A 26,061-nucleotide genomic window follows, 5' to 3' on the forward strand; every position below is an offset into this window, starting at 1 on the left:
AAGCTTGTAGTTATACTACAAGAATTGTCGTTTTGCCCGTCTGATGCATCACTAAATCGCCCTGCTGCCCTCTGATTCAAAGGGCAGGCGCTTTGTAGCCCGCAGGGCGGCCTTGGTGCGATCAGGGAAAACCTGCATTTTTCCGTAACAAATCTGCCAGCCCTTGTGCCTGCATCGGCCGGCTGATCAGGTAGCCCTGCACTTCGTCACAACGCTCCAGCCGCAGGAAGTCCAACTGCTGCTGATCTTCCACGCCTTCGGCCACCACTTTCAGCGCCAGGCCATGGGCCATGGCAATGATTGCGCGGGTGATCGCCGCATCTTCGCGGCCCTGGCCGAGGCCACGGATGAAGGTTTGGTCGATCTTTACGTAATCCACCGGGATGCGCTTGAGGTAGCTGAGGGAGGAATAACCTGTGCCGAAATCGTCGATGGCCAGCTTCACGCCCAGGTCGCGCAACTGCTGGAAGGTCGAGATGATGTGTTCGACGCTGTCGAGCAGCTGGCTTTCCGTCAACTCCAGCTCAAGGTATTGCGGGTCCAGCCCGGTTTCTTCGAGGACCTGGCGCACCAGGCTGACCAGCTTGCCCTGGCGCAACTGATGCACCGACAGGTTCACCGACACGCGAATCGGCACCAGCCCCTGGCGTTGCCACTCACACGCCTGCCAGCAGGCCTGGCGCAGCACGAACTCGCCCAACGGTGCGATCAGGCCGGTCTCTTCGGCCAGGCCGATAAACTCGCCCGGCGGCACCATGCCCCACTGCGGATGCTCCCACCGCACCAGCGCCTCGGCGGCATTCAGCTTTCCAGTGGCCAGGCACAGCTTGGGTTGGTAGAACACCGTGAGCTGGCGCTCGTCGATGGCCTTGCGCAGCTGGTTTTCCAGCTGCAAACGCTCCAGCGTGCTGGCTTGCAGGCTGTCGGTGTAGAACTGGAAGTTATTGCCGCCCAGGTGTTTGGCATGCTGCATGGCCATGTTCGATTGGCTGACCAACGCGGAAATTTCACGCGCATTATCCGGCAGCAGGCTGACGCCCATCGAGGCGCTGACCACCAACTCATGCCCGTCCACCGTCACCGGCACCCGCAGCTTGGCCAGCAGCCGGGTGGCCACGCGTGCCAGGCTCGACAGGCTGCCGTATGCGTCGAACAGCACGGCGAATTCATCGCCGGACAAGCGCGCAATGGTGTCCGCCTCGGGCAAGGCGTTGATCAGGCGCCGTGACATTTTTTGCAGCAACTGGTCGGCGACTTCATGGCCGAGGCTGTCATTGAGCAGCTTGAAACGGTCCAGGTTGATGTGCAGCAACGCCAGGCTACGCCCGCCCAGGCGCACCCGTGAGTGAGCTTCGCGCAGGCGTTCGCGGAACAGCGAGCGGTTGGCCAGGCCGGTCAGCTCGTCATAGTGGGTGAGGTAGCGCATGCGCTCTTCGGACTCGCGGCGCGCGGATAGATCGGCGAAAAAGCCCACGATATGGCTGACTTTTCCCCGAACATCGCGCACCACATTCAATTGCAGCCACTGCGGGTACAGCTCGCCGTTCTTGCGCGTTTCCACCAGCTCGCCCTGCCAGGTGCCGTGGCTGAGCAACGCCTGGCGGATCACCGGGAAGTGCCGGCGCGCATCGCGGCTACTGGGCAGCTCGACGACGTTGCGCCCGAGCATGTCGTCGATCTCAAACCCGGTGACGCGGCTGAACGCCTGGTTGACCGCGATCAACTTGTAGTCCGGGTCCAGAATCACGATGCCTTCGCTGGCCGCCTCGAATACCGTCGACGCGAGCCGCTGCTGTTCTTCCAGGACCTTGCCGGCACTGATGTCGCGGCGTGTACCGAGCATTCGCGTGACCCGGCCACTGGGCGCACGCTCGACAGCGCGGCCACGGTCTTCGATCCAGACCCAGTGGCCGGCACCGTGACGCACGCGGTACTCGACTTGATAGTCCTCGCTGCGGCCCTTGAGGTGCTCGACCAGCGCGCGCTTGAGCAACGGCAAGTCATCGGGGTGCAGGCGCGGCTTGAGGTGGCTGAGCATCGCCGTGACGTACTCGGGCTCCAGGCCGAACAGTTCCTTGAGTTGAGTGTGGTGGACTTCGTCGGTTTGCAGATTCCAGTCCCACAGGCCCAGTTCGCTGGCTTGCAACGCCATGGCCAGGCGCGCTTCGCTTTTATTCAGGGCGAGGCTGGCGGCGTCGAGCTCCTGGCTGCGTTGCGCCACCCGGTCTTGCAGGCCGGTCTGGGCATTGCGCAGTTCCTGTTCGATCTGGCGACGCTGTTCGACTTCGCGCACCAGGTCTTGATTCAACTGCTCGCTGCGCTGCTGCGCCTGCTGCAGATGTTCGATCAGCGCCTGGTTCTGGAAGCGCCGCAGCAGCCCGCGCTGGATCAGGCGGTTGACTTGCCACGCCACCACGCTCAAGGAGGCCAGCAGGATCAGGCCGAGCACGCCCCAGCCTTGCTGCTGCGGGGCGCCGTTCCAGAACAGATAGACAATCGCCGGCAACAGGCACGGCACGGCAAACGACAAGAACGCCGGCAGGCTCACGGCGTAGGCCACGCTGGCCGACAGCGTTGCGGCGCCGATCAGGCCGAATACCCACGCCTGCTGCATGAAGCTGTCCGCTGGCACCAGGGCGATGGCGGCGATGGCCAGGGTCAGGCCGCTGACCGCCGAGCCGAGCATGAACATGCGCCGCCACACCGGCTGCGCCTGGCGGCTGGGCATCGCCGAATCAAACGCCGCCACCTGGATCACCCGCATCGCGACCAGTGCCAGCAGCCAGACCAGCCAGATGCTGTCCAGCAGGTATTGCTTGGGGTTCCACAGCAACCAGGCGCAGACCAGGCCATTGATCAGCATCAACAAGGTGGGCAGCAACGAGCCCTGATACAGCAGGCGCGTGCGTTCGACCGCCATCTCGGTGGCGTACTGCTTGCGGATAACCTGCGCCGGCGCCACCGAGGGGCTGAGCAGGTCGGTACTGAGGGTCATAGGCAGTGTTCTTATAATGGTGAGCCCGAAACGTCGACGGAGCATACACAAGCAAAGGTCTGCGCCAAACTGCTCCACGTCATAAAATCCCCCAGGATTTACCTGCAAACCACGGGGGCAGACCCCTCAAGCGAAGCGTGGCGGGGCCTGGACCCTATGACCGACCGGTCATCCGCCCCGGCAGAATTATCGACCATCCGGCATTGGGGTTTGCCCCACTCCGCCGAGGGCCATAGAATGCGCCGATGCGCGATGATCTCTCCCTTTTGCTGAACTCCCTCAACGATGCCCAACGCCAGGCCGTAGCGGCCCCCGTTGGCCGTCAGTTGGTCCTGGCCGGTGCCGGCTCCGGTAAAACCCGAGTGCTGGTGCACCGTATCGCCTGGTTGATCCAGGTCGAAAACGCGTCGCCCCATTCGATCCTGTCGGTGACCTTCACCAACAAGGCCGCTGCCGAGATGCGCCATCGCATCGAGCAGTTGATGGGCATCAGCCCGGCCGGCATGTGGGTCGGCACCTTCCACGGCCTGGCACACCGCCTGTTGCGGGCGCACTGGCAGGAAGCGGGTCTGGCCCAGACCTTCCAGATCCTGGACAGCGATGACCAGCAACGTCTGGTCAAGCGGGTGATCCGCGAGCTGGGCCTCGACGAACAACGCTGGCCGGCGCGCCAGGCACAGTGGTTCATCAACGGCCAGAAAGACGAAGGCCTGCGCCCGCAGCACATCCAGGCCAGCGGCGACATGTTCCTGGCCACCATGCGCAGCATCTATGAAGCATACGAAGCGGCCTGCGCGCGCGCCGGGGTGATCGACTTCTCCGAGCTGCTGCTGCGCGCCCTCGACCTGTGGCGCGACAACCCGGGCTTGCTGGCCCATTACCAGAAGCGCTTCCGGCACATCCTGGTGGACGAGTTCCAGGACACCAACGCCGTGCAATACGCCTGGTTGCGCCTGCTGGCCAAGGGCGGCGACAGCCTGATGGTGGTGGGCGACGACGACCAGTCGATCTACGGCTGGCGTGGCGCGAAAATCGAGAACATCTACCAGTATTCCGAAGATTTCCCGGACGCCGTCACCATCCGCCTGGAGCAGAACTACCGCTCCACCGCCGGTATCCTCAAGGCCGCCAACGCCTTGATCGCCAACAACACCGGGCGCCTGGGCAAAGAGCTGTGGACCGACGGCGGCGAAGGCGAGGCGATCAACCTGTACGCCGCGTTCAACGAGCACGATGAAGCACGCTATGTGGTGGAAACCATCGAGAGCGCGCTGAAAACCGGCCTCGCCCGCAGCGACATCGCCATCCTTTACCGCTCCAACGCCCAATCGCGGGTGCTGGAAGAAGCCTTGCTGCGCGAACGCATCCCGTACCGCATCTATGGCGGCCAGCGCTTCTTCGAGCGCGCCGAAATCAAGAACGCCATGGCCTACCTGCGCTTGCTGGAAGGGCGTGGCAACGATGCGGCGCTGGAGCGGGTGATCAATATCCCGGCGCGTGGCATCGGCGAGAAAACCGTCGAAGCGATCCGCGACCACGCGCGCCACGCCGATGTGTCGATGTGGGAAGCCATGCGCTTGCTCATCGCCAATAAAGGCCTGACCGGGCGCGCAGCCGGGGCGCTGGGGGTGTTTGTCGAGCTGATCGAGAACCTCGCCGCCAAATGTGCCGAAATGCCGCTGCATTTAATGACGCAGACAGTGATCGAACAGTCCGGGCTGATCGCCTATCACGAAGCGGAAAAAGGCGAGAAAGGCCAGGCTCGGGTAGAAAACCTTGAGGAACTGGTCAGCGCCGCCCGTGCGTTCGAAAACACCGAGAATGAAGAAGACCTCACGCCGCTCGCCGCCTTCCTTGGCCATGCTTCGCTTGAAGCCGGGGATGCTCAGGCCGACGAGCATGAGGACAGCATCCAACTGATGACCTTGCACAGCGCCAAGGGCCTGGAATTCCCATATGTGTTCCTGGTGGGCATGGAAGAAGGCCTGTTCCCCCACAAGATGAGCCTGGAAGAACCCGGCCGCCTTGAGGAAGAGCGCCGCCTGGCCTACGTGGGCATTACCCGGGCGATGCAGAACCTGGTGATGACCTACGCCGAGACACGACGCCTGTACGGCAGCGAGACCTACAACAAGGTGTCACGCTTCGTACGCGAAGTGCCGAAGGGGCTGATCCAGGAAGTGCGCCTGTCCAACAGCGTCAGCCGCCCGTTCGGTGGCGGCCAGCAGCAGAGCGCAAGCAGCTTGTTCGCCGGTTCCGCGATCCCGGAAACCGCGTTCAGCCTGGGCCAGCAGGTCAAGCATGCGATCTTTGGCGAAGGCGTGATCCTCAACTTCGAAGGCGCCGGTGCGCAGGCACGGGTGCAGGTTAACTTCGCCGAAGGCAGCAAGTGGCTGATGATGGGCTACGCGAAGCTCGAAGCAATCTGACACATCTTCCTAGGATGAAGGTTATTGGCCCGCCCTTGTAATTCACGAGCGCGGGCCAATATCTGTAATAAGTCCTACGGACACTTCCGAATCCGTCCTACGCAAAAGCCCGAAACATTATGTCGCTAGCCACTGTCACGACACCTGTGCAACATGGCGCGCGTGCAATCCACAAATGGGAATTCCCTTTATGAAACGTTTTCTTAGCATCGCCATGGCGTTGTGCATCGGCCTGACGATGAGCCTCGACGCCAACGCCAAGCGCTTCGGTGGCGGCAAAAGTTCGGGCGCAGCACCGACTCACCAGACCAGCCAAATGGCTCCATCCGCCGGTGGCATGGGCGGTGCAGCCGCGACCGCAGGCGCAGCCGGTGCCGCTGGCGCCGCTGCCAAGGCTGGCGGTGCTTCGCGCTGGCTGGGCCCTCTGGCCGGCATCGCGGCCGGTGGCCTGCTCGCTTCCATGTTCATGGGCGGCGGCTTCCAGGGCATGCAGATCTTCGACATTCTGATCCTGGCGGTCATCGCCTTTGTGATCTTCCGCTTTATCGCCGCCCGTCGCCGCAAGCAGCAGGAGCACATGGCTCCAGCCGGTGCGCCGATGCAGCGTGAAGTGTTCGAGCAAAAGCCAGCCATGGGCTCGATCTTCGGCGGCGGTTCGCCAGCCGCTGCTGCCCGTCCGGTGATCAACGCACCGGCGTGGTTCAACGAAGAGCGTTTCGTCGAAGCAGCCCGCAGTCACTTCCAGTCCCTGCAACAGCACTGGGACGCCAACGAAATGGACAAGATCGCCGAGTTCGTGACCCCGCAATTGCTGGAGTTCCTCAAGCGCGAACGCGCTGAGCTGGGCGATGCGTTCCAGTCGACCTACATCGACGACCTGCGCGTGCAACTGGACGGTGTGGATGACCGCGCCGACAAGACCATCGCCACCCTGACATTCAGCGGCGTGTCGAAAAACTCGCGCTTTGACCAGGGCGAAGTGTTCAGCGAAAGCTGGAACATGGAACGCCCACAAGGTGAAAACCAGCCTTGGCTGGTCGCCGGTATCCGCCAGAACGGCTGATCACCTGGCGCCTTGAGCGCGCAGTAAACGACCCCGACGGTGTATGCAAATACACCGCCGGGGTCTTTTTTTGCCGGGCGGAAATGCGTTGCGGTTTTTACTGGATTAATGAGAAACATTCTCACTATACTCGTGCCCTCTCCCGGTTCTGCCCGAGCATAGGAACGTGCCGCCGTGCTGGAAAAACTCTTCAATCAACACGCATCCGCGCTGCATCGCTACCTGTTGCGCAAAAAATGCACACCCAGCCTGGCCTCGGACCTGGTGCAGGACACCTTCCTGCGCATCGCCCAGCTGGAGAACGTGGAACGCATCCTGTGTGCGCCGTCCTACCTGTTTCGCGTCGCGCACAACCTCATGATCGACCACCATCGCCGCTACGGTGAAAAGCGCTTCGACAACGATGCCGCCGCCTATTTCGATACGTTGGTGGATGAGGCCAGCGGCCCCGAAGAACAGGCCCTCGACGCCCTTGCCCTGGAACAACTGGAAAGCCTGCTGGAGCGCATGCCAGAACGTACCCGTGACATCTTCCTGCTGTGCCGGGTCGAGGGCATGACGCACAAAGAGACCGCCCGCTATTTACGGATTTCCACAAGCTCTGTACAAAAACACATGGCGATGGCGCTGGCCAGGATTGGTAAGGCGCTTGACCCAGACCAGGAGGGCTAAGCCTTGGGTCTCTTGCAAAGCGATAAGGTAAACAGTCAGAACCGTGAATGCTTCCCCACAAACGACCGACCCGTTGGAGCGCAAAGCTGCCGATTGGGTGATGCGTCATCGACAAGGCCAGCTGTCGGCGCGTGAGCTAGAAGCTTTTCAGCGTTGGCAGGAAGCCGACCCCAGGCATGCCGCCGCTGCCGGTCGGGCGGATCGCGCCTGGCGCGCCACCGCCGCGCTCAAACGCCGCCCAGGCTATGTCAAACCGCAGCGCCCGCCACGCAGCCTCTGGACACGCTGGACAGCCACCAGCGCTGTCGGCGCCCTCGCGCTGGGGTGCTGGATGCTGCTTGCACCGCCCTTCTGGCTGCAAGCGCTGAGCAGCGACTATCACACCGGTTTCGGCGAGGTTCGCCACATCACCCTGGCGGATGGCAGCCAGGTTGAACTGGGCAGCCACAGCATCCTGAACATCGCCTATGACGATCAGACCCGCCTGGTGAACCTGAGCCAGGGCGAAGCGGTGTTCACCCCATCGCCAATCAATGATCAGGAACGCCGCCCGTTTACCGTGCGCGCCCCCGGCGCCGACATCACCGCACGCGGCACGCGCTATCTGGTCGGTATCGGCCAGGAGCGTGAAGGCTGGGTTGGGGTGTTGCAGCATAAGGTCGAGGTCAATCTCACCCCTGCCCAGCGCGATGACGTGGCCGGGTCCGCGCTGCTGGAGCAAGGCAACAGCCTGCGCTTCAGCCCGAAAGCCGGGTTGGTGCCGCTCACCACGCACCCGGATGAACTGGCCAGCTGGCAGGAAGGTCGCCTGGTGTTCCAGCGCGAAGCGTTGGGCGATGCCGTGGCGCGCATCAACCGCTATCGGCCGGGGCTGATCGTAGTCAAAGGCGACACATTGCGCGCCGTGCGAATCAGTGCGGTGATGCGCCTGGACAACCTCGACGACGCCGTCAAACGTCTCGCACAGCAAGCCCACGGGCGCATTCTCGACCTGCCCGGGCTCACGCTGATCTACTGAAAGGCCGCGTCTGCGGGCCTTTTGACATCATTCATATATAAAACGCGATACATAGACCATATCGATCTATCGCGTTTTGACTGCTGCTGCGTTTCTACTACATGTGAATAACTCTTATTTGCTTTAGTGAGGCCGGTTTTGCAGATGCAACAGAACCACAAGAAGCGCAAGGCAACCCATCGCACTCGGCTGAGCCTGGGGATTCAGCTCGCCGTGTTCGCGCTGGCCGCCGACGCCGCCGACATCCATCCGCTGCAAACTCGCCCGGCCAGCAGCGCGGCCCAGGTGCAACCCCAAAGTACGTATCACGACTTCGACGTCCCCGCCCTGTCACTGGACGAAGGCCTGGTCCTGCTGGCGCGCCAAGCCGGCGTCGAGGTGTACCTGGGCAGCAATGACCTCACCGGCACCTACGGCAACCCGGTCAAGGGCCGGCTATCCCTGGAAGCCGCACTGCAACAACTGCTCGCCAACCAGGCGCTGACCTACAGCCTGGGCAACCACCCCGAGCGGCCGATCATCCAGGTGCAACCCGCGCCGGGCATGAGCGGCATCCAGCAAGGCGACCTGCACCCGATCTACGTGCACGGCCTGGATGGCAAGGAGTCCCGCGACGAAAAAGGCTACAACGACATCTACGATCAGGACGTGTCCTCGGTGTATTCCGGCAAGGAACAGATCGAACGCTACAAAGGCGCCGCCCCCGCCGATATGTTCAAGGGCATGCTCAACGTCTACAGCGGTGACGGCCGCAACAGCGGCGCGCTGGACCCGAACGTGCGTGGCATCCAGGGCCCCGGCCGCGTGCCGCTGACCATCGATGGCACCGAGCAGGCGCTGACGGTGTATCGCGGCTACATGGGCGCCAACAACCGCAATTACATCGACCCCAACCTGATCGGCAGCATCAAGGTGCTCAAGGGCCCGAACCTGGAGCGCAACGTCTACAGCGGCGTGGGTGGCGCGGTAGTCGCCAACACCCTGAACGTGGATGACATCCTCAAGGAAGGCCAGGCATTCGGCGGCGAGCTGAAGGTGGAAGGCAGTAACAACTCGGTGTCGCCCAAGCTGCCGCACTTGATGACCGGCCAAAGCCCGCCCGCCGACTATCAGTACATCCCGATCTCTTCCTACTACGACCCGTCGTTGTACAAGCACCCACGCACCAGCCGCGACAACAACCTGATCACCGGCGGCGACTCGGCCTATCGCCTGGCCCTCGGCACCCGCCAGGAAAAATTCGAACTGCTCGCCGCCTACGCCTACCGCGAAAAGGGCAACCACTACGCGGGCAAGAACAAAAGCGGGTTCTACGCCACTGGCGAACAGGTCAACGGCCAGTTCGACTACATCCCCAATCTGGCCAACATCTACAAGCCGGGCGATGAAGTGCCCAACACCTCCAGCAAGATGGAGTCCTGGCTGGCCAAGGCCAAGCTCAAGATCGACGACGACCAATCCCTGGAGTTCGGCTACCGCGACACCGATTCGCTGTACGGCGAAATCCTGCCGTCACGCATTTCGTTCTTCCGCCCCGGCGACCAGTTCGATGCCGAATCCAGCGGCGTGCCGCAGTGGCCCCTGAGCCATGTGCAGAGCAAAGCCTACAACCTGGAATACAACCTCAAGCCCGAGGGCAACCCGTGGGTGGATTTCTATTCGAACCTCTGGGCCACCAATACCCAAAGCGACACCTACTCAAGTGGCGGCGTGCCCAACGCCACCAGCGCCGCCGACCCGGTGTTCAGGAATACCGCCGTCGCCAATGCCCAACATGACCGGGCCGGGGTGACCGTCAGCAACAAACTCAAGTTGATCGACAGCCTGGACCTGACCCTGGGCGCGAGCTACCAACATGAGAAGTTGGGTTCCAAAGACAACTATTACGACGCGGCGATCTTCGACACCTTGCGCATGAACCCGCGCGCGGGACGCCGTGAAGAAAAGGAATACAACTTCAATTTCGAGTGGCGACCGGTGAGTTTTGCCAAGTTCACCGCAGGCGCGCGCTATTCATCGTATTGGGCGTTTGATGACTACTTGAAAGAAACCCAAGACAAAAGCGGTGCAACCACGCAGTGGGTCAATACGGCCTATCGCGTGGATTACACCACTCGCAAAACATTGACGGATGCTGAATGGAATGCCGCCGTTGATAAGAAAGTTGCCGACCTCAACGCCGCATTTGATCTGTTTGGCATTCCGCCGGAATTCCGCATCATTGATGTAAAGCAGTTGCAGGCAGAAACGCCGCGGGTTGAAGACACCCAACTTCGGGCTGTGTGGAATGCGGATGATAAAGGTCGCCTTGCCCGTTATAACGACCCGTGCATTCTGGCGGCCAATGCGGGCCAGAATGTAGTGTCTTGCGGCGTGTCCGATACCGGCATTGGCTACCAAAAAGACGTGACGGCCAAACATCAGAAAGACAGCGCCTGGGCGCCGACACTTTCCGGTACGTTCTATACCTCCGAGAACGGTCGGGTTTACATCCGCTACAGCGAGGCCATTCGCTACCCGAGCATGTTTGAAAGTACCTTGGGCTTTTCCTCCTCTCTCAACCCATGGGGGCTTGAACCCGAACACGCCTATAACTATGAGGCCGCGTATATCCATAACCTGGCCGGGTGGGGCGGCAGTGAACGCGCCGACGTCAAACTGACCTATTACCACAACACCACCAAAAACGTGATTGAACGCAGCCCGGAACTGGTGTTCAGCAACGTTGAAAAACAGACCACATCCGGCCTTGAGTTTCAGGGGCGTTATGACAGTGGGCGGTTCTTCACTGACCTGAGCGTCGCCCATGTGTTGAAGAACCGGGTGTGCGATGAGAGGTCGGCCATCACTATTACACCCGACGGCAGTACCCCAAACTGCGTAGATGATGGCTTTGTCGGTGGTTACCTGGCGAGCATGTCGCAACCCGAATGGTCGGCCAACCTCGGGCTGGGCGGTCGATTTTTCAACCGTAAGCTGGAAGTTGGCGGGCGCGCCATTTATTACCGCCAACACGAAAACAAGTTTAATAAAAACTACCCCAACAGCCCCATGGTCAGTTACTACATCAATACACCGATGTCGTGGGACAAGATTGTCACGTATGACGCCTATATCAATTACAAGTTAACCGACGACGCCTCGATCGAACTCACCGGCACCAACTTGAGCAATCTCTATTACGTCGACCCGCTGACACGCTCGGCCATGCCCGCGCCGGGGCGCACATTAAAACTCGGCTTTACCACTACGTTCTAACTTATGAGGTGCACCATGGGAGGCTAAAGAAGAAATTGGCAAATGCTCTACGTGTTGACTTAATTAAATTCACTCAATGGAACATGAAATGAAAACTTTTAACTACACCGTACTGGCAGTGGCTTTTCTTGGTTTGGCTGGCGTTGCTCAAGCAGATACTTCTTCCGGTCAAAGTTATGACGGCACCATCGTTGTAGATGGCTCCAGCGGCACGGGCACTACCAATCACCCGGGTGCAGCGGGCCAACCTGCCGTGGGCGTAAAAGCCTTTTACAACGGCGCCAAAGTGACGTTTGCCGGCCTGAAAGGCATGGTCCCCACCGACACCAACGGCGTCACCACCATTACCCCGGCAATGATGCCAGCCTCCCACTCTGCACTGGGCAATTTCGACTTCAAGCAAGTTGCCAGCCAGCAGGTGTACTACGGCGAGTGGTCGCAGAACGGCACCCACAACGATCCGACTCGCGTCGTGTACTACTCCGGCGACACCACCGGCCGTGTGCTGCCCACCACCAGCGTGACCTACGCGGTGCAGGGCATCAACAACTACTCCGGGGCTAACCTGCTGTCCGGCGACCTGACCGCCACCTTCGGCACCGCATCGCCCACGCTCACCGGTTCGCTGACCAACGCCGCGCTGAAAGTCGGGATTTCGGCCAACATCAACACCGCCACCGCCGGTTTCAGCGGCAGCGCCATTGCCCAGAACCCGACCACCAGCGCAGTGCTGGCAGCCGGCACCACCCAAGGCAGCTTCTTCGGTGCAGGCTCCACCGCGTCGCTGGCCGGTATCGCCAAGTTCACCAACCGCAACTACGACACCGCTTTCGGCGGCGTAGCCAAGTAACTGCGGCTTGCACTGACGTAGCACCACGAAGCAAGTGCCTGGTCTCCAGGCACTTGCTTTTGGCGTTTTGAAGCGATCTCGAGAGCCCGGTAATGCCCCAGCCCTACTGCAAGCGATCCCTCACGTTGCATGTTTTGCCCCTTTCCCTGCTGCTGTTTACGGCCCCAACGGTGTTCGCCGCCGACCAGGACACCAACCTGCGCCTGAACCAGAGCATCGAGTACCGCGCCAACAAGCAAGAGCGCGAGTTGCTCAAGGATGAACTGCCGAGTGACGGTGCCGCGCCGTCGCTGACTATCGACGGCCAGGTCTACAGCGTCGGCAACAACCTCGACGAGCTGGGCCGCGCGGTGTACCTGAGCGTCGAGCGCCAGCAATGGCCGCAAGCCCGCGACTATCTCAAGCGCTACACCGCCCTGCCCGGCCACGACCCGATGCTCACCGCCTACGCCAACGGCGGCCTGGCCCGCGCCGATGGCGACCTGGAAACCGCCGAACGCTATTACCAGGACCTGCTGGCCATCCAGCCCGACTTCCTGCCCGGTCGCCTGGAGTTGGCACGGGTACAGTTCGAGAACCGCAAGGATCGCGACTCCAAAGCCGTGTTCGAACAGATCAGCAGCAGCCTCAGCCCGTCGGACGCCCAAGCCATGGGCCTGGGCAAGACCGTCGACAGTTTTATCCAGGCCCTGGACCATCGCGAAGACTGGCAAGGCTCATTCGCCATCGGTCCGACCTGGAGCGACAACCTCAACCAGTCCTCCGAAGGCAGCGTGACCTACCGCTATGAGACCGCTGAAGAGACCTACGTGGTCAAGCAATCCCTGCCCAAGGCGGTGTCGGCCCACGGCCAGGACTATGAGGCCACGCTCAACAAACGCATCTCCATCAGCGGCCATCACGGGCTGTTCGTGCGTTCGCTGCTGTACGGCCAAGCGTACGAAAAAGAGAGCAAGTACAACGAAGCCACCGTGATCAACAACGCCGGCTACAGCTACCACGATGCGCGCAACCAGTACGCATTCGGACCGTCCTACGAGTTCAACACGATCGGCGACAACGCCATGTACAGCGCCTGGGGCCTGCGCGGCGAGTGGATTCACACGCTCTCGGCCACACGTATGTTCAAACTCGAAGGCGAGTACAAGGACATGACGTACAAACACTCGATCAACAGTAACCTCGACGGCGGTATCAGCTCGGTCTACGCCACCCTGTGGCAAGTCTTGCCCCAGCAATGGACGCTGTTCGGCGGCGTCGACATCACCGAACGCGACGCCCGGGACCGCGTCGCGGCGTACCTGCAAAAAGGTGTGCGCCTGGGCATCGCCAAGGACTTCGATATAGGCGTGAGTGCCGTGCTGTTTGCCTCGTACCGTAAGCGTCAATACGATGCCTACAGCGCAATCGTCGATGACACACGGGAAGAGAATGAGCAGGGCTACACCTTCATCCTACGTGCGCCAAGACTGGCGGTGTACGACGTGGTTCCCAGCCTCACCGTCAAGTACAACAAGGTGCAGAGCAACATCGACTGGATTTATTCCTACGACAAAAACAGCATTAGCCTAAAGCTGGAGAAACAGTTCTAATCCGCCGCTGTCACAGGGATTGTGCTTGTGCCGGAATATCTATTTCACGGTTGCACTTATAGCGAGCTACTGTATAAAACGCCCCTATAAACCGCGCCATCAGCAAGAGGATCCCGGCCGTGGAAGAAATCATCGAACAATTGCGTGAAGCCAACGAACCGGTCCCGGTTCCTCTGGAACTGCCTGACGAAGACCAACTGGTGGAAATCGAAGAACAACTGTTCATCGACATCCCGTTTGTCTTCCGTGAATTCCTGCTGACCGTCAGCGACGTGGTGTACGGCAGCCTGGAGCCGGTGACCGTCACCGACCCGCAGTCCCACACCTACCTGCCGGACGTGGCCGCCAACGCCTGGGACGCCGGTGTCGATCGCAGCATGATCCCGATCTGCCAGGACGGCGACGACTACTACTGCGTCGAGGAAGACGGCACCGTGGTGCTGTGGTCCGGCGAAGAAGAACTGGTCACCGAAGAAACCTGGGAATCGGTCTGGCACTGGGCGCGGGACGTCTGGCTGGAAAGCTGATCCAGAGCGCGCGCGTGGCGAGGGAGCTTGCTCCCGCTGGGCTGCTTCGCAGCCCCCCCGACATTAGCCACTAGTGCTCCGCCGTATCCTTATGGTTATCCAGCGTCTCCAGCAAGGCGACCTGCATCCGCGTATGCACGCGGATGAACCAACGCCAGAGCACGGCCGCCACCGCCGCCGTGACTACGGCGATCAACACCAGCAACTTGTTGGTTGGCAGAATACTGGCCGATAAGGCTGCCAATAGCAGGAAGATCACCAGCAGCGACAGGATCGGGATCAACTCCGCAATCACCCGCCGCACGCGCTGGGTATGCCGCCCGGCCATCTCCGGCTTCACGCTCATCTCCGCCAACAGCATCGACAGCGCCTTGAGCTTGCGATAAGCCGCAATCAAAAACGGCAGCGATAACAGCAACGCCCCGCCCCAGATCAACGCCTTCTGCCAGCTTGGATCACTGATCCAGCTTTGCAGATAACCGCCAATGCGCACTGCAAAAAAGCTGCCGGCGAAGAAGATCGCCACCACCAGCGCCAGGTTCACCCCCACTTGCAGGATGATCTTGCGGATCATCGACGCCAGCATCGCGCCTTCACCCTGGGGCTGAATGCTGCGCAGCCACTCGCCGTACAGGCCGAACACCCGGCTCATGCGCTTGGGCATCACCGCCGCGATCTTCAATGACAGTGGGTCGGCCCCCCGGATCAGGTAAGGCGTGAGCAAGGTTGTGATCGCCGAAACCGCCACCGCCACCGGGTAGAGGAAGTCGCTGGTCACCTGCAGCGTCATCCCCAACGCCGCGATAATGAAGGAAAACTCACCAATCTGTGACAACCCCATACCTACTCGCAACGAGGTTCGGCCATCATTGCCGGCGATAAATGCCCCCAGGCCGCAGGACAACATCTTGCCCAGCACCACCGCCACCGTGATCACCGCAATCGGCCAGGCGTATTGCAGGAGGATATGCGGGTCGATCATCAGGCCGATGGCGACAAAGAAGATCGCACTGAACATGTCGCGAACCGGCTCGATCAGGCGCTCGATGTCGAGCAACTGCTTCGATTCGGCCATGATCGCGCCAATCAGGAACGCGCCCAGCACCATGCTGTATTCCAGCTTGACCACCAGCAGACAGAAACCGAAACACAGGCCCAATACGGTGATCAGCAACATCTCGTTGCTTTCGAACTTGGCCACGTAGGCCAGCAGGCGCGGTACCAGCAGGATGCCAATGACCAGCGCGACGATCATGAACAGCGACAGCTTGCCAACGGTGGAGAACACCTCGCCGGAGCTGACCGTGCCACTGACGGCGATGCTCGACAGCAAGGCAATGATGCCGATGCCAAGGATGTCTTCGACGATCAGCACGCCGAAAATCAACTGGGCAAAGCGTTGGTTCTTCATCTTCAGGTCGTTGAGCGCCTTGACGATGATGGTGGTGGAAGAGATTGCCAGGATCGCGCCGAGGAATAGCGAGTCCATGGTATTCCAGTCGAACCAGCGGCCGATCTCGTAGCCGATCCAGATCATCAGGATGATCTCCAGGAACGCCGCGATAAACGCGGTGGCCCCGACCTTGAACAGCTTGCGCAGGCTGAACTCCAGGCCCAGGCAGAACATCAGGAAGATCACCCCCAGCTCGGCGAGGGTCTTGATCGTGTCTTCGTCGTGGATCAGGCCAAACGGCGGGGTATGCGGGCCGATGATGAAGCCGGCGACGATGTAGCCCAGCACCACCGGCTGCTTGAAGCGATGAAACAGGATGGTGACCACCCCTGCCACCAGCATGATCACGGCCAGGTCCTGGATAAAGCTGATGGCGTGCATGGCGAGGGGCTCCTTGAGGGTACTGGTGCTTTTCCCACTTCCGCTCGCGCCGCTGAAATGTCGCAAAGCGCGGAAGGAAAAGTCTGCCGAAATCGTAAGAAATGCCCTGGGACGGGCTTTTGCAGGTTAACACCGCGACTTCCGGCAGAAAGCCGGTGCAATATATGGAAACAGATCGGCCAGCGCGTGACGGCAAGCCGCCCGCCGGCGTCCCGTTATGGATGGCGCAGTAAAGATTCCAGCACCCGCAGAGGTGCCCCCCAACAGATGCCTACAACCCGTGAGTGTGCTATGGAACCCGGAAACGCCCAGCTGTCGATGACGGTGCTGATGACCCCTGATATGGCCAACTTCTCTGGCAATGTCCACGGTGGCACCCTGCTCAAGTACCTCGACGAAGTGGCCTACGCCTGCGCGAGCCGTTATGCCGGTCGCTACGTAGTGACATTGTCCGTAGACCAAGTGATTTTTCGCGAGCCGATCCATGTCGGTGAGCTGGTGACCTTCCTCGCCTCGGTCAACTACACCGGCAACACCTCGATGGAGGTGGGTATCAAGGTGGTGACCGAAAACATCCGCGAGCGCTCAGTGCGCCACACCAACAGCTGCTTTTTCACCATGGTGGCTGTGGACGACCAGCGCAAACCGGCCGCCGTGCCGCCGCTGCAACCGCACAACAGCGAAGACAAGCGCCGTTTCGTGCAGGCCCAGCAACGTCGGCAGATTCGCCAGGAGCTGGAAAAGCGTTATCAGGAAATCAAAGGCTGAGGCGCTGACAATCCCAGGGTGTAAACCGGGTCAAATGTGGGAGCGGGCTTGCTCGCGAATACGGTGGTTCAGTTGGAACATCTTTGACTGACACACCGCTTTCGCGAGCAAGCCCGCTCCCACATTTTTGCTGTGCGGTGTTACAGGCCGATCGGCGTGGCTTCGAAGCGCACACGCGGATGGGCGATGCGATCCTGAGCCCGCACCAGTTCCAACTCGTAACTGGCACACGCCTGGGTTTCCAGCAGCACTTCATGCACCGCCGCTGCGGTGAACTCGAAGGCCGCCACCAGGCTGTCACCCAACAGCACCCGAGCCAGGAACAACCCGGAAGTCAGATCCCCCACCCCCACCGGCTGACGCGGAAACGCCAGCAATGGCCGACGCAGGTGCCAGCTGCCATCAGTCGTCACCAACAACATCTCGAAACCGTCCGGCAACTTGCCCGGGTAATCCAAATGTTTCACCAGCACAGCCTTTGGCCCGCGTGCCAGCAACGCCTTGGCCATTGCCAGGCAGTCGAACAGCGATTGCGGCTTGCGCCCGGCAAAACTGTCCAGCTCCAGTTGGTTGGGGCACAGGAAGTCGGCCATGGCAGCCGCTTCGTCGAGCAGGAAATCGCTGACTTCCTGGGGCACGATGCAACCTTTCTCCGGGTGACCCATCACCGGGTCGCACAGGTAAAGGGCCTTGGGGTTGATGGCCTTGATGCGCGCCACGCCGTTCAGAATCGCCCGGCCCTGATCCGCACTGCCCAGATAGCCAGACAGCACCGCATCGCAGTTGCCCAGTTCGCCAATCGCGGCGATGCCTTCCACCAGCGCCGGAATTTGCTGCGGCGCCAACACTTCGCCGGCCCACTGGCCATACTGAGTGTGGTTGGAGAACTGCACCGTGTTCAACGGCCAGACGTTTACCCCGACCCGCTGCATGGGGAACACGGCGGCGCTGTTTCCGGCATGGCCAAAAACCACATGAGACTGGATCGCAAGCAGATGAGGTGTGCGTTTCATGCAGGGGATTTCCGTAAAACCGATGAAATTCTGGCCGCGCAGTATGCGACTAAACGCAGCCTGTACGACAGACCGGCGACACAGTTAAGCTGCTCTCACTTTGTTGGAGTTTTTCGCATGCTGACCCTGGGAAATATCTTCGTGTTGATGCTGCTGGCGACCGCTGCCGCCTGGGTGTGGCACAACCACGGCCTGCGCGAGCGCGCGTTGGAGCGGGTCAAGCAGCATTGCGCCAAGCTCGACATCGAACTGCTCGATGGCGCCGTGGCGCTCAAGCGTATCGGGTTTGTGAAGGATGCCAAGGGGAGGCGACGCTTGGCGCGCATCTACAATTTCGAATTCACCGTGACCGGCGAAACCCGCCATCCGGGGACCATCACCCAATTCGGCGCCCACAGTGCGCAGATCGAACTAGCCCCCTACCCGTTCGAGATCAAGACGCCGCTGCCCAGCGCCGAAGTGATCGAGCTCAGCCAATGGCGCCAGGACCACGCGAGCAAGAACCGTCACTGACGGCAGGCGGCCAGCGCGGCCTGTAGCGTCGCCACGTCCTGTGGCGCGCTGAAGATCAATTCGATACGTGAATCGCGGCGCCATTCGCTGGGCTGCCAGGCGACTGGGCTGTTATCCACAGCGTTGGCGCTGACCCAGCCTTCGGCGCTGTGGATAACCAGCTTGGCACGACGCCAGCTCAGGGATGACAGCCATTGATCAAGGCGCTCGGCACTGAATATCTGACCCGGATGCCAGCGCCAGCCGATACTCCAGCCGCCTTCTTGAGCCTGGCTGAGGCAGATGGGCAGCGTCGGGTCGCTCCAGATCGCCGGCATTTGCGCGAGCCCCTTGGGCACAGTGAAGTTATCCACAGCCGCGCCAGCCTTGATAGTCAGCCCCGGCAACTGCGCCAGCGGCAACTGCGCCTGGCGGGTCCAGTAGCGTGCACAGTCGGGCAATTGCCGTTCGATGGCCTCACGCTGTGCAGCGTCCAGCCCTTCATCCTTGTTCAAGACCAACAGCCCGGCACCGGCCAGCGCTTGCTGCTGGGCTTGCGGCAAAGGTTTGCCCGCGGCCAGGGCTTGGGCATCCAGCACCAGTACGCAGGGTTGCACCGCCAGCACGTTTTGCCACGGCGCCTCCTGTAGCTGCTTGAGCAACTGCGCGGGATGGCCCAGGCCCGACGGCTCGATAAACAACCGGTCCGGCTTGGCCTTACGCAGCAAGCGGCCCAGGCCTACCTGGAACGGCGCACCATTCACACAACACAAGCAGCCGCCGGCCACTTCGCCCAGGGCAATGCCATCGTCATCCAGGGTCAACAGCGCAGCGTCCAGGCCGATCTGCCCGAACTCATTGATCAGCACGGCCCAGCGCTCGTCCGCCGGGCGCTGGGTGAGCAGGTGCTTGATCAGGCTGGTCTTGCCGGCTCCCAAAGGGCCGGCAATCACGTGGGTGGGAATGTTCTGCAACATGGAGGGCATCGTTCAGGCCGTGTAGAGGGTTTGATCCTACGCGGTTATGCGAGCCAATCCAGTGTCAGGATCAAGCGCCGCTCATCGGCTTTTAATGCCGGCGAACGGTGGATCAAACCGTAGCCTTCGTTACCGTGCCATTTGGTGCCCTTGAGCAGGGCGACTTCGCCGCAGTGGATCTGCTCGATGCGCTCGCTGGGCTCGGCGTCCGCCTGGCTCAGTTTGCGGCGATCCATCACGCCTTCGCGCAACCACTGGCTGCCGATGCCAGCGTAGGTGGTGATCAGCCGCACCGGCACGTGATCGACGTGAAAACGCGGGCACATGGCCTTGTCCAACAAGCGCAGGCGCACGCCAATGCGCTTGGCGCCCAGCAGGCAGGCAAACGCGCTGACCAGCCATGACACGTCGGCGATAAAACCTTCGTAGCCTTCAAGATCGCGACAACTGGCCGCCAAACCGTGCAAGTTCGCCGTGGCATCTTCGCTGTTGAGCTCGATGACCATGGAATCCGCCAAGGGCTCGTTGAGCGCCACCAGCAAGGCGCCGAATTCGGCGATGTGCAGCGGCAACTGCCGCTGCCACAGCGCCAGGTTGACGCCATCTTCAAGGATTTCAGCGAGCACCAGCGGGGTTTCACCAGCGCTCTGGCGAATAACGGGGCGCAGGGCAATTACCGGGGCCAGCATCAGGCTGCCTGCTCAAACCAAGGGCCAAAAGGGTCGGCCAGCAAGCGCCAACCTTCGACTCCCAGGGCCATTTCTTCGTCAGTGAGCAAGCACGCGTCCAGCTCGGCGCGCATGTGTGCGAAGTCGATGTTCTGGCCGATGAACACCAGTTCCTGGCGGCAGTCGCCGGTGCTCGGCTGCCAGTTACCCATGATCGCCGCGACGCTTTCTTCGTCCTGGGGCCACTGGCTTTTTGGCACGAAGCGCCACCAGCGCCCGGCAAACCCATGGCGCATCAAGCCACCCGCCTGGGACCAACTGCCGGCGTCCTGGTGCTTGCTGGCCAGCCAGAAAAACCCCTTGGAGCGCAGCAGTTTGCCGTTCACCCAAGGGCGGTCGATGAAGTCGAAAAAACGCTGCGGATGGAACGGCCGGCGCGCACGGTAGGCGGTGGAAGCGATGCCGTACTCTTCGGTTTCCGGCACATGTTCACCACGCAGTTCCTGCAACCAACCCGGAGCCTGGGCGGCGCGTTCAAAGTCGAAACGGCCAGTGTTGAGGATCTTGTGCAACGGCACTTCACCCATGACCATCGGGATGATCTCGGCCTGGGCGTTGAGGCGTTCAAGGATCGCCATCAGCTCTTCGCGTTCGCGACTGCTGATCAGGTCGATCTTGCTGATGAGGATCACATCGGCGAACTCGATCTGCTCGATCAGCAGGTCGGTGATCGAGCGTTCATCCTCTTCACCGAGGGTTTCACCGCGCGAGGCGAGGCTTTCGGCGGCCTGGTAATCGAGCAGGAAGTTCATGCCGTCGACCACGGTGACCATGGTGTCCAGGCGTGCGATGTCGGCCAGGCTTTGTTCGTTTTCATCGCGAAAGGTGAAGGTTTCGGCCACGGGCAGCGGTTCGGAGATGCCGGTGGATTCGATCAGCAGGTAATCGAAGCGACCTTCCTTGGCGAGTTTTCCGACTTCCAGCAGCAAGTCTTCGCGCAAGGTGCAGCAGATGCAGCCGTTGCTCATCTCGACCAGTTTCTCTTCGGAACGGTTGAGGGTGACGTCGCGCTGAACTTCGCTGCCGTCGATGTTGATTTCACTCATGTCGTTGACGATCACCGCCACCCGCAGGTTTTCGCGATTGCGCAGGACATAGTTGAGCAGCGTGCTTTTACCGGCGCCGAGAAAGCCGGACAACACAGTCACGGGGAGACGATTGGACATCAGGTATTCCTCATCAGGGTTGGCCGGTCAAATCGCCCGTTTATGGCGTTCGCGCAGCTCTTCACGTTCTTTGGCTTCGATACACAGGGTGGCGGTAGGACGTAGCAACAAGCGCTGTAGGCCGATAGGCTCGCCGGTTTCACGGCACCAGCCGTATTCACCGCGGGCCAGCCGTTCGAAGGCCTCGTCGATCTTGTCCAACAGCTTCTTTTCCCGCTCCAGCAGGCGCAGTTGCCATTGGCGCTGTTCTTCGGCGCTGCCGACGTCCGCCGGGTCGCTGTTGGGTTCCTGCTCGCGCAGCAGCTGGAACTCGGCGTCGATGCGCGCTTGCAGCTCATTGCGCTGAGCCAGCAACAGCTCGCGGAAGAAGCCTTGCTGGGCTTCGTTCATGTAGTCGGCGGGCGGTTGGGCCAGCAGGTCTTGTTCAGTCATGGGGAGCGGTTCACGGGTCAGGCTGTGGCTTAATGTTATAGTATAACAATACAAATAAGCCAATCCCCCTTGCTCGACATGACGAAGGGCGCAATGCTTGAGCCTCTGCGCCCCTGAGAAGCCTTATGAAATATCTGGTATGCGCCCTGTTGTTGGCAGCGGCAGGACCTGCCTGCGCCCAAGCGCCGAGCCTGCTGGCGAAATGCTCGCGCAGCGCCAATCTGCTGGCCTGTGTAGACCCCCAGGGCAACGCCTATAGCGTGGCGACGGTCGGCAGCACCACCTATCTGCGCGGCTTCGAGGTGATCGGCAAACGTCGGTGGGCACAGACCAACAGCCGTTATGGGCAACTGACGTTTTTTACCGGGCTGGCTTCGGACGGTGAGGCGTGGGTCGGCTACACGCGGCGCGTGGGCTGGACCACCATAAACAGGTTCTCCAGTTCCGGTGGGAGCAGCGCCAAATTCACCTGTAGCCGGATAACGGGCTGTTAGACCTGGCCACTCTTCTGTTCCTGGGCCCAGGCCATGTAGCTGTTCATCGGCGGGTTCTTCTCGAAATACTTTTTCAGGCCGTCGAACAAGCCGTCTGCAACCGCCTGTTGATGACGCGCCGTGACCAGCCGCTCGGCGTCCCTGGCATTGGAGATAAACCCGGTCTCCACCAGGATCGACGGTACATCCGGTGATTTGAGCACCGCAAAACCGGCCTGCTCCACGCGCTTCTGATGCAGGGTGGTGATGCCTTCCAGGCTGCCCAGGATCGAGCTGCCCAGTTGCAGGCTGGAGGCGATGGTGGCGTTCATCGACATATCCAGAATCACCCCGGCCAGCATCGGGTCCTTGTCCTTGAGATTGAGCAGGGTGGTAGCCCCCAACAGGTCGGCACCGTTTTCGCGCTGGGCCATGAAACGTGCGGTGGCAGACGTCGCGCCGCCTTCAGACAACGCATACACCGAGGCGCCCGAGGCCGTCAGCCGTGGCGCCGCATCCGCATGCACCGAAATGAACATGTCGGCCTTGTGCTGACGGGCGATGTCCACACGTTTGCGCAGCGGCACGAAGAAGTCGTCGTTGCGTACCAGCTTTACGTCGAAGCCTTTCTCGCGCTTCAAACGTTTGGCCAGCAGTTGGGCGATGGACAGCACCACGTCTTTTTCACGCTGGCCTTTGGAGCCGATGGCGCCGGGGTCTTTGCCGCCGTGGCCGGGGTCGACCACCACGATGATGTCGCGCTTGGGGTGTGCCTTATCTACGGACCGTGCCGGTTCGGCGGCGATTTGACGAGGTGCCTGGGTGGCGCTGGTCAGGTCCAGTACCAGGCGATGGCCCTGGCCGTCCTGCGGCGGCAATAGAAAGCTGTTGAGCCGCATCGGCGCCGCCAAGTCCAGCACGATACGGGTATCGGCCTTGCCGAAATGCCCCGAGCGGATCGAAGTGATGCCGCTGTTCTTCAAGGCCAACTGCGAGAAATCTCCGCTCAGCCCCGCGCCACTGAGGTCGATGATCAAGCGTTCCGGCGAGGTCAGGGAAAAGGTCTTGTACTGCACCGGACCGCTGAGGTCGAACACCAGCCGCAGCTTGTCTTCCGAGCGCCATAGGCGTGCATTGCTGATCTGCGTGGCGTGGGCCGTAAACGGCAAGGTGAACAGCGGGCTGACCAGCAGCAGGTTAAGGAGCTGACGTCTGTGCATGAAAAATACCGCAGATAAAAGGAGCGTCCCTACTCGACATGACTGAAAAAAGACCGGAGCAGAAAAATCATCGTCGACTCAATAGTTATAATATAACATGTCTTTTTACTTCCAACGATGGACCTGCCCATGAATGCGCTGACTCTGCCGGATATTGCCGCGCAGGCTTCACGCCAAGCCTTGCCACTCGACTGGGTCGGCATGTGCGGCATCGCCCTGCCGATCCTCGTCGACGGCCAACGCCTCACCGCCAGCGCGGATGCCGGCGTCAGCCTGGACGATGGCGAGGCCCGTGGCATTCATATGTCACGCCTGTACCTGGCGCTGGAGATGCTTGAGCAGCAGCCCCTCACGCCGGCACTTCTGCGTAATGTACTGCAGCGTTTCCTCGACACACATGAAGGTTTATCTAAGAACGCCTACCTGCGCATCCACAGCGATTTGCTGCTCAAACGCCCGGCATTGGTCAGCCCGCTGACGGGCTGGAAAGGCTACCCGGTGAGCATCGAAGCGCGCCTGGAAAACCAGATGTTCCACGTGGAACTAAAAATTGACGTTACCTACTCCTCAACCTGCCCCTGCTCCGCCGCCCTCGCCAGGCAGTTGATTCAGCAGCAATTTCTTGAGGATTTCGGCAACGCCCCGCTCAAGCACGAAGACCTACTGACCTGGCTCGGCAGCGCCAACGGCATCGTCGCCACACCCCACAGCCAGCGCAGCAGCGCGCAACTGCACATCCATCTGCAAGGCGATCAACTGCCCTTCACCGACCTGATCGACAGCGCCGAAGCCGCCCTCGGCACCGCCGTGCAAACCGCCGTAAAACGTGCCGACGAACAAGCCTTCGCCCTGGCCAACGGGCAGAACCTGATGTTCTGCGAAGACGCCGCACGCCGCCTGAACCTCGCCTTGAAACGCTCGGATGCCGTCAAAGCCTTCCACCTGAAAGTGATCCACGCCGAAAGCCTGCACGCGCACGATGCCGTGGCTGAAAGCCGCTGGACGAGACACCCTGCATGATTACCTGCACCGCATTACGTTGGGGCGCCCCGGGCCAGCCGCTGACTCCCGCCCTGGACCTCACCCTGGAAAAAGGCAGCCTCACCGGGATCATCGGCGCCAACGGCACCGGCAAAAGCAGCCTGCTCAAAGTCATCGCCGGCCTGCAAAAACCGCTGGCGGGCAAAGTCAGCGTGGAGGTTCCACGGCGCGGTGGCCTGTCGTTCCTGCCGCAGCAACAACACCTCGACCGCCAGTTCCCCATCAGCCTGCAAGAGCTGGTCGCCGCCGGCTTCTGGGGCTCGCAGCTCACCCCGCAACAACGCAGCCAACGCCTTGAGGCGGTCCTGGAAGACTGGTGCCTCAGCGGCCTGCAACAGCGCCCGTTGATGGCGTTGTCCGGCGGCGAATTGCAGCGCGCCCTGCTTGCCCGCATGAGCCTCGCCGAAGCGCCCATCCTGCTGCTCGACGAACCCCACGCCGCCCTCGACGAAGACGGCCAGGCACTATGCTGGAAACACATCCACGCCTGGCACGCTGCGGGCCGCACGCTGATCGTGGTCTGTCACGACCTGGCCTCCGTGCGCCAACACACCCAGCAAGTGGTGCAAATCAAAAGCAGCGGCTGCGTGTTCGGCGACAGCAAAACCCTGATCCGCCCCCAACCACATATGCAGGTGGCCTGATGCACCTCGCCGCCCACCTGTGGATGCCCTTCGTCGACTTCGTATTCATGCGCCGCGCACTGCTCGGCGGGCTCGTGCTCGCCTGCAGCACCGCGCCGCTCGGTGTGTTCCTGATCCTGCGGCGCATGAGCCTGATCGGTGACGCCGTGGCCCACGGCATCCTGCCCGGCGCGGCCCTTGGTTTCTGGTTCGCCGGCCTCAGCCTACCCGCGTTGACGATCGGCGGCCTCGGCGCCGGGCTGAGCATGGCTGGCCTGTCCGCGTGGATCACCCGCCGCACCGGCCTGCGCGAAGACGCCAGCCTCGCCGCCATCTACCCCATCTCCCTGGCCGCCGGTGTGCTCATCCTCGGTCTGGCCGGCAAACGCCTGGACCTGCTGCACCTGCTGTTCGGCTCCGCCCTGGCGGTGGATCAGACCACCCTCACCGGCATGCTCTGGGTCACAGGCTTCAGCCTGATCGCCATGGCGGCGATCTACAAACCGCTACTGCTGGACACCCTCGACCCGCTGTTCCTGCAAACCGTCAGCCGCCTCGGCCCACTCGCCCACGGGCTGTTCCTGACGCTGGTGGTGCTGAACCTGGTCATCGGTTTCCAGGCCATCGGCGCCTTGATGGTGGTGGGCCTGATGATGTTGCCGGCCATTGCTTCACGTTTCTGGAGCCGGCGCCTGCCGGTGTTGATCGCGGTATCGGCGGTGCTGGGATGCCTGTCGGTGTGGCTTGGCTTGTTGCTGTCGTTCTACTACTCGTTGCCCAGCGGCCCGGCCATCGTGCTGGTGGCTGGCGCCGGGTATCTGCTGTCCGTGGTCTTCGGTCCGGTGCACGGCCTGCTGCGCCGCCCGCCCTTGCTGTCATCCCAATGAGGT

The 26,061-nt window shown here is 61.4% G+C and carries 22 protein-coding genes; 14 read left to right on the forward strand and 8 right to left on the reverse strand.

Translation table 11 applies throughout. The features are described from left to right. Window positions 1-121: 121 nt before the first annotated feature. Window positions 122-2,995 (reverse strand): EAL domain-containing protein, encoded by a 2,874-nt coding sequence (locus tag PSH81_RS27055; protein WP_305391767.1) that lies wholly within the window; start codon window positions 2,993-2,995, stop codon window positions 122-124. Window positions 2,996-3,240: 245 nt separating this feature from the next. On the opposite strand from PSH81_RS27055, the gene uvrD reads away from it, so the two are divergent. The 8 genes from uvrD (at window position 3,241) to PSH81_RS27095 (ending at window position 14,404) form a co-directional block, all read left to right on the forward strand. Next, window positions 3,241-5,424 carry a DNA helicase II gene (gene uvrD / locus PSH81_RS27060; RefSeq protein WP_192298079.1) on the forward strand — a complete coding sequence of 728 codons (2,184 nt, stop codon included), beginning with the start codon at window positions 3,241-3,243 and terminating at the stop codon, window positions 5,422-5,424. Between the two features lie 190 nt (window positions 5,425-5,614). Next, entirely contained in the window at window positions 5,615-6,487 is an 873-nt protein-coding gene (locus tag PSH81_RS27065) for a Tim44 domain-containing protein (RefSeq protein ID WP_192298080.1), read from the forward strand. A gap of 174 nt (window positions 6,488-6,661) precedes the next feature. Further along, window positions 6,662-7,159, forward strand: coding sequence for an RNA polymerase sigma factor (locus tag PSH81_RS27070; RefSeq protein ID WP_192298081.1), 498 nt, complete (start codon window positions 6,662-6,664; stop codon window positions 7,157-7,159). 43 nt (window positions 7,160-7,202) lie between these two features. Then, window positions 7,203-8,177: a FecR domain-containing protein gene (locus tag PSH81_RS27075; RefSeq protein WP_305391768.1), complete on the forward strand. Its 975-nt coding sequence runs from the start codon at window positions 7,203-7,205 to the stop codon at window positions 8,175-8,177. A 144-nt stretch (window positions 8,178-8,321) separates the two neighbouring features. Next, on the forward strand, window positions 8,322-11,435 hold the full coding sequence (locus PSH81_RS27080) for a TonB-dependent receptor domain-containing protein (RefSeq protein ID WP_305391769.1): 3,114 nt from the start codon (window positions 8,322-8,324) through the stop codon (window positions 11,433-11,435). 88 nt (window positions 11,436-11,523) lie between these two features. Beyond that, window positions 11,524-12,285 (forward strand): Slam-dependent surface lipoprotein, encoded by a 762-nt coding sequence (locus PSH81_RS27085; protein ID WP_192298083.1) that lies wholly within the window; start codon window positions 11,524-11,526, stop codon window positions 12,283-12,285. 92 nt (window positions 12,286-12,377) lie between these two features. Next, the gene (locus PSH81_RS27090; protein WP_305391770.1) at window positions 12,378-13,877 is read left to right on the forward strand and encodes a porin family protein; all 1,500 of its coding nucleotides are present in this window, start codon (window positions 12,378-12,380) and stop codon (window positions 13,875-13,877) included. A 119-nt stretch (window positions 13,878-13,996) separates the two neighbouring features. Continuing rightward, window positions 13,997-14,404, forward strand: coding sequence for an SMI1/KNR4 family protein (locus PSH81_RS27095; protein WP_017739032.1), 408 nt, complete (start codon window positions 13,997-13,999; stop codon window positions 14,402-14,404). A gap of 70 nt (window positions 14,405-14,474) precedes the next feature. Here the strand turns inward: PSH81_RS27095 and PSH81_RS27100 are convergent, their stop codons facing one another. Then, window positions 14,475-16,238 carry a cation:proton antiporter gene (locus PSH81_RS27100; RefSeq protein ID WP_305391772.1) on the reverse strand — a complete coding sequence of 588 codons (1,764 nt, stop codon included), beginning with the start codon at window positions 16,236-16,238 and terminating at the stop codon, window positions 14,475-14,477. A gap of 291 nt (window positions 16,239-16,529) precedes the next feature. Between PSH81_RS27100 and PSH81_RS27105 the strand changes: the two genes are divergently transcribed. Beyond that, window positions 16,530-17,006: an acyl-CoA thioesterase gene (locus tag PSH81_RS27105; RefSeq protein WP_017739034.1), complete on the forward strand. Its 477-nt coding sequence runs from the start codon at window positions 16,530-16,532 to the stop codon at window positions 17,004-17,006. A 140-nt stretch (window positions 17,007-17,146) separates the two neighbouring features. Here PSH81_RS27105 and pdxY read toward each other — a convergent pair whose 3' ends face one another. Continuing rightward, the gene (pdxY, locus tag PSH81_RS27110; protein ID WP_305391773.1) at window positions 17,147-18,019 is read right to left on the reverse strand and encodes a pyridoxal kinase PdxY; all 873 of its coding nucleotides are present in this window, start codon (window positions 18,017-18,019) and stop codon (window positions 17,147-17,149) included. Between the two features lie 117 nt (window positions 18,020-18,136). On the opposite strand from pdxY, the gene PSH81_RS27115 reads away from it, so the two are divergent. After that, the gene (locus PSH81_RS27115; RefSeq protein ID WP_226454729.1) at window positions 18,137-18,532 is read left to right on the forward strand and encodes a DUF3301 domain-containing protein; all 396 of its coding nucleotides are present in this window, start codon (window positions 18,137-18,139) and stop codon (window positions 18,530-18,532) included. On the opposite strand, the gene PSH81_RS27120 is transcribed toward PSH81_RS27115, so the two are convergent. The 4 genes from PSH81_RS27120 to dksA are packed head-to-tail and all read right to left on the reverse strand — an operon-like array spanning window position 18,526 to window position 21,814. Beyond that, complete coding sequence (locus PSH81_RS27120; RefSeq protein ID WP_305391774.1) at window positions 18,526-19,488, reverse strand: GTP-binding protein; 963 nt, start codon at window positions 19,486-19,488, stop codon at window positions 18,526-18,528. The two genes, PSH81_RS27115 and PSH81_RS27120, sit on opposite strands and share 7 nt — an antisense overlap. Before the next feature lie 44 nt (window positions 19,489-19,532). Beyond that, window positions 19,533-20,177, reverse strand: coding sequence for a DUF1826 domain-containing protein (locus PSH81_RS27125; protein ID WP_226454731.1), 645 nt, complete (start codon window positions 20,175-20,177; stop codon window positions 19,533-19,535). Then, window positions 20,177-21,382 carry a zinc metallochaperone GTPase ZigA gene (zigA, locus tag PSH81_RS27130; RefSeq protein ID WP_192298090.1) on the reverse strand — a complete coding sequence of 402 codons (1,206 nt, stop codon included), beginning with the start codon at window positions 21,380-21,382 and terminating at the stop codon, window positions 20,177-20,179. The genes PSH81_RS27125 and zigA overlap by 1 nt, the downstream gene beginning before the upstream one ends. 27 nt (window positions 21,383-21,409) lie before the next feature. After that, the gene (gene dksA, locus PSH81_RS27135; RefSeq protein WP_226454732.1) at window positions 21,410-21,814 is read right to left on the reverse strand and encodes an RNA polymerase-binding protein DksA; all 405 of its coding nucleotides are present in this window, start codon (window positions 21,812-21,814) and stop codon (window positions 21,410-21,412) included. 125 nt (window positions 21,815-21,939) lie between these two features. Between dksA and PSH81_RS27140 the strand changes: the two genes are divergently transcribed. After that, the gene (locus tag PSH81_RS27140) at window positions 21,940-22,308 is read left to right on the forward strand and encodes a glutamine synthetase (RefSeq protein ID WP_192298092.1); all 369 of its coding nucleotides are present in this window, start codon (window positions 21,940-21,942) and stop codon (window positions 22,306-22,308) included. Here PSH81_RS27140 and PSH81_RS27145 read toward each other — a convergent pair. After that, complete coding sequence (locus PSH81_RS27145) at window positions 22,305-23,507, reverse strand: N-acetylmuramoyl-L-alanine amidase (protein ID WP_192298093.1); 1,203 nt, start codon at window positions 23,505-23,507, stop codon at window positions 22,305-22,307. The genes PSH81_RS27140 and PSH81_RS27145 overlap by 4 nt on opposite strands. A 129-nt stretch (window positions 23,508-23,636) precedes the next feature. Here PSH81_RS27145 and folE2 point away from each other — a divergent pair, with 129 nt between their 5' ends. The 3 genes from folE2 to PSH81_RS27160 are packed head-to-tail and all read left to right on the forward strand — an operon-like array spanning window position 23,637 to window position 26,058. Further along, the gene (gene folE2 / locus PSH81_RS27150; protein ID WP_305391775.1) at window positions 23,637-24,527 is read left to right on the forward strand and encodes a GTP cyclohydrolase FolE2; all 891 of its coding nucleotides are present in this window, start codon (window positions 23,637-23,639) and stop codon (window positions 24,525-24,527) included. After that, window positions 24,524-25,192 carry a metal ABC transporter ATP-binding protein gene (locus PSH81_RS27155; protein WP_305391776.1) on the forward strand — a complete coding sequence of 223 codons (669 nt, stop codon included), beginning with the start codon at window positions 24,524-24,526 and terminating at the stop codon, window positions 25,190-25,192. Before folE2 ends, PSH81_RS27155 begins: the two co-directional genes overlap by 4 nt. Beyond that, a complete protein-coding gene (locus PSH81_RS27160) occupies window positions 25,192-26,058 on the forward strand; it encodes a metal ABC transporter permease (RefSeq protein WP_192298096.1) in 867 nt (288 codons plus the stop codon). The genes PSH81_RS27155 and PSH81_RS27160 overlap by 1 nt, the downstream gene beginning before the upstream one ends. Window positions 26,059-26,061: the final 3 nt, after the last annotated feature.

The sequence above is a fragment of the Pseudomonas sp. FP2335 genome, assembly GCF_030687535.1.
In the GTDB taxonomy this organism is placed as follows: domain Bacteria; phylum Pseudomonadota; class Gammaproteobacteria; order Pseudomonadales; family Pseudomonadaceae; genus Aquipseudomonas.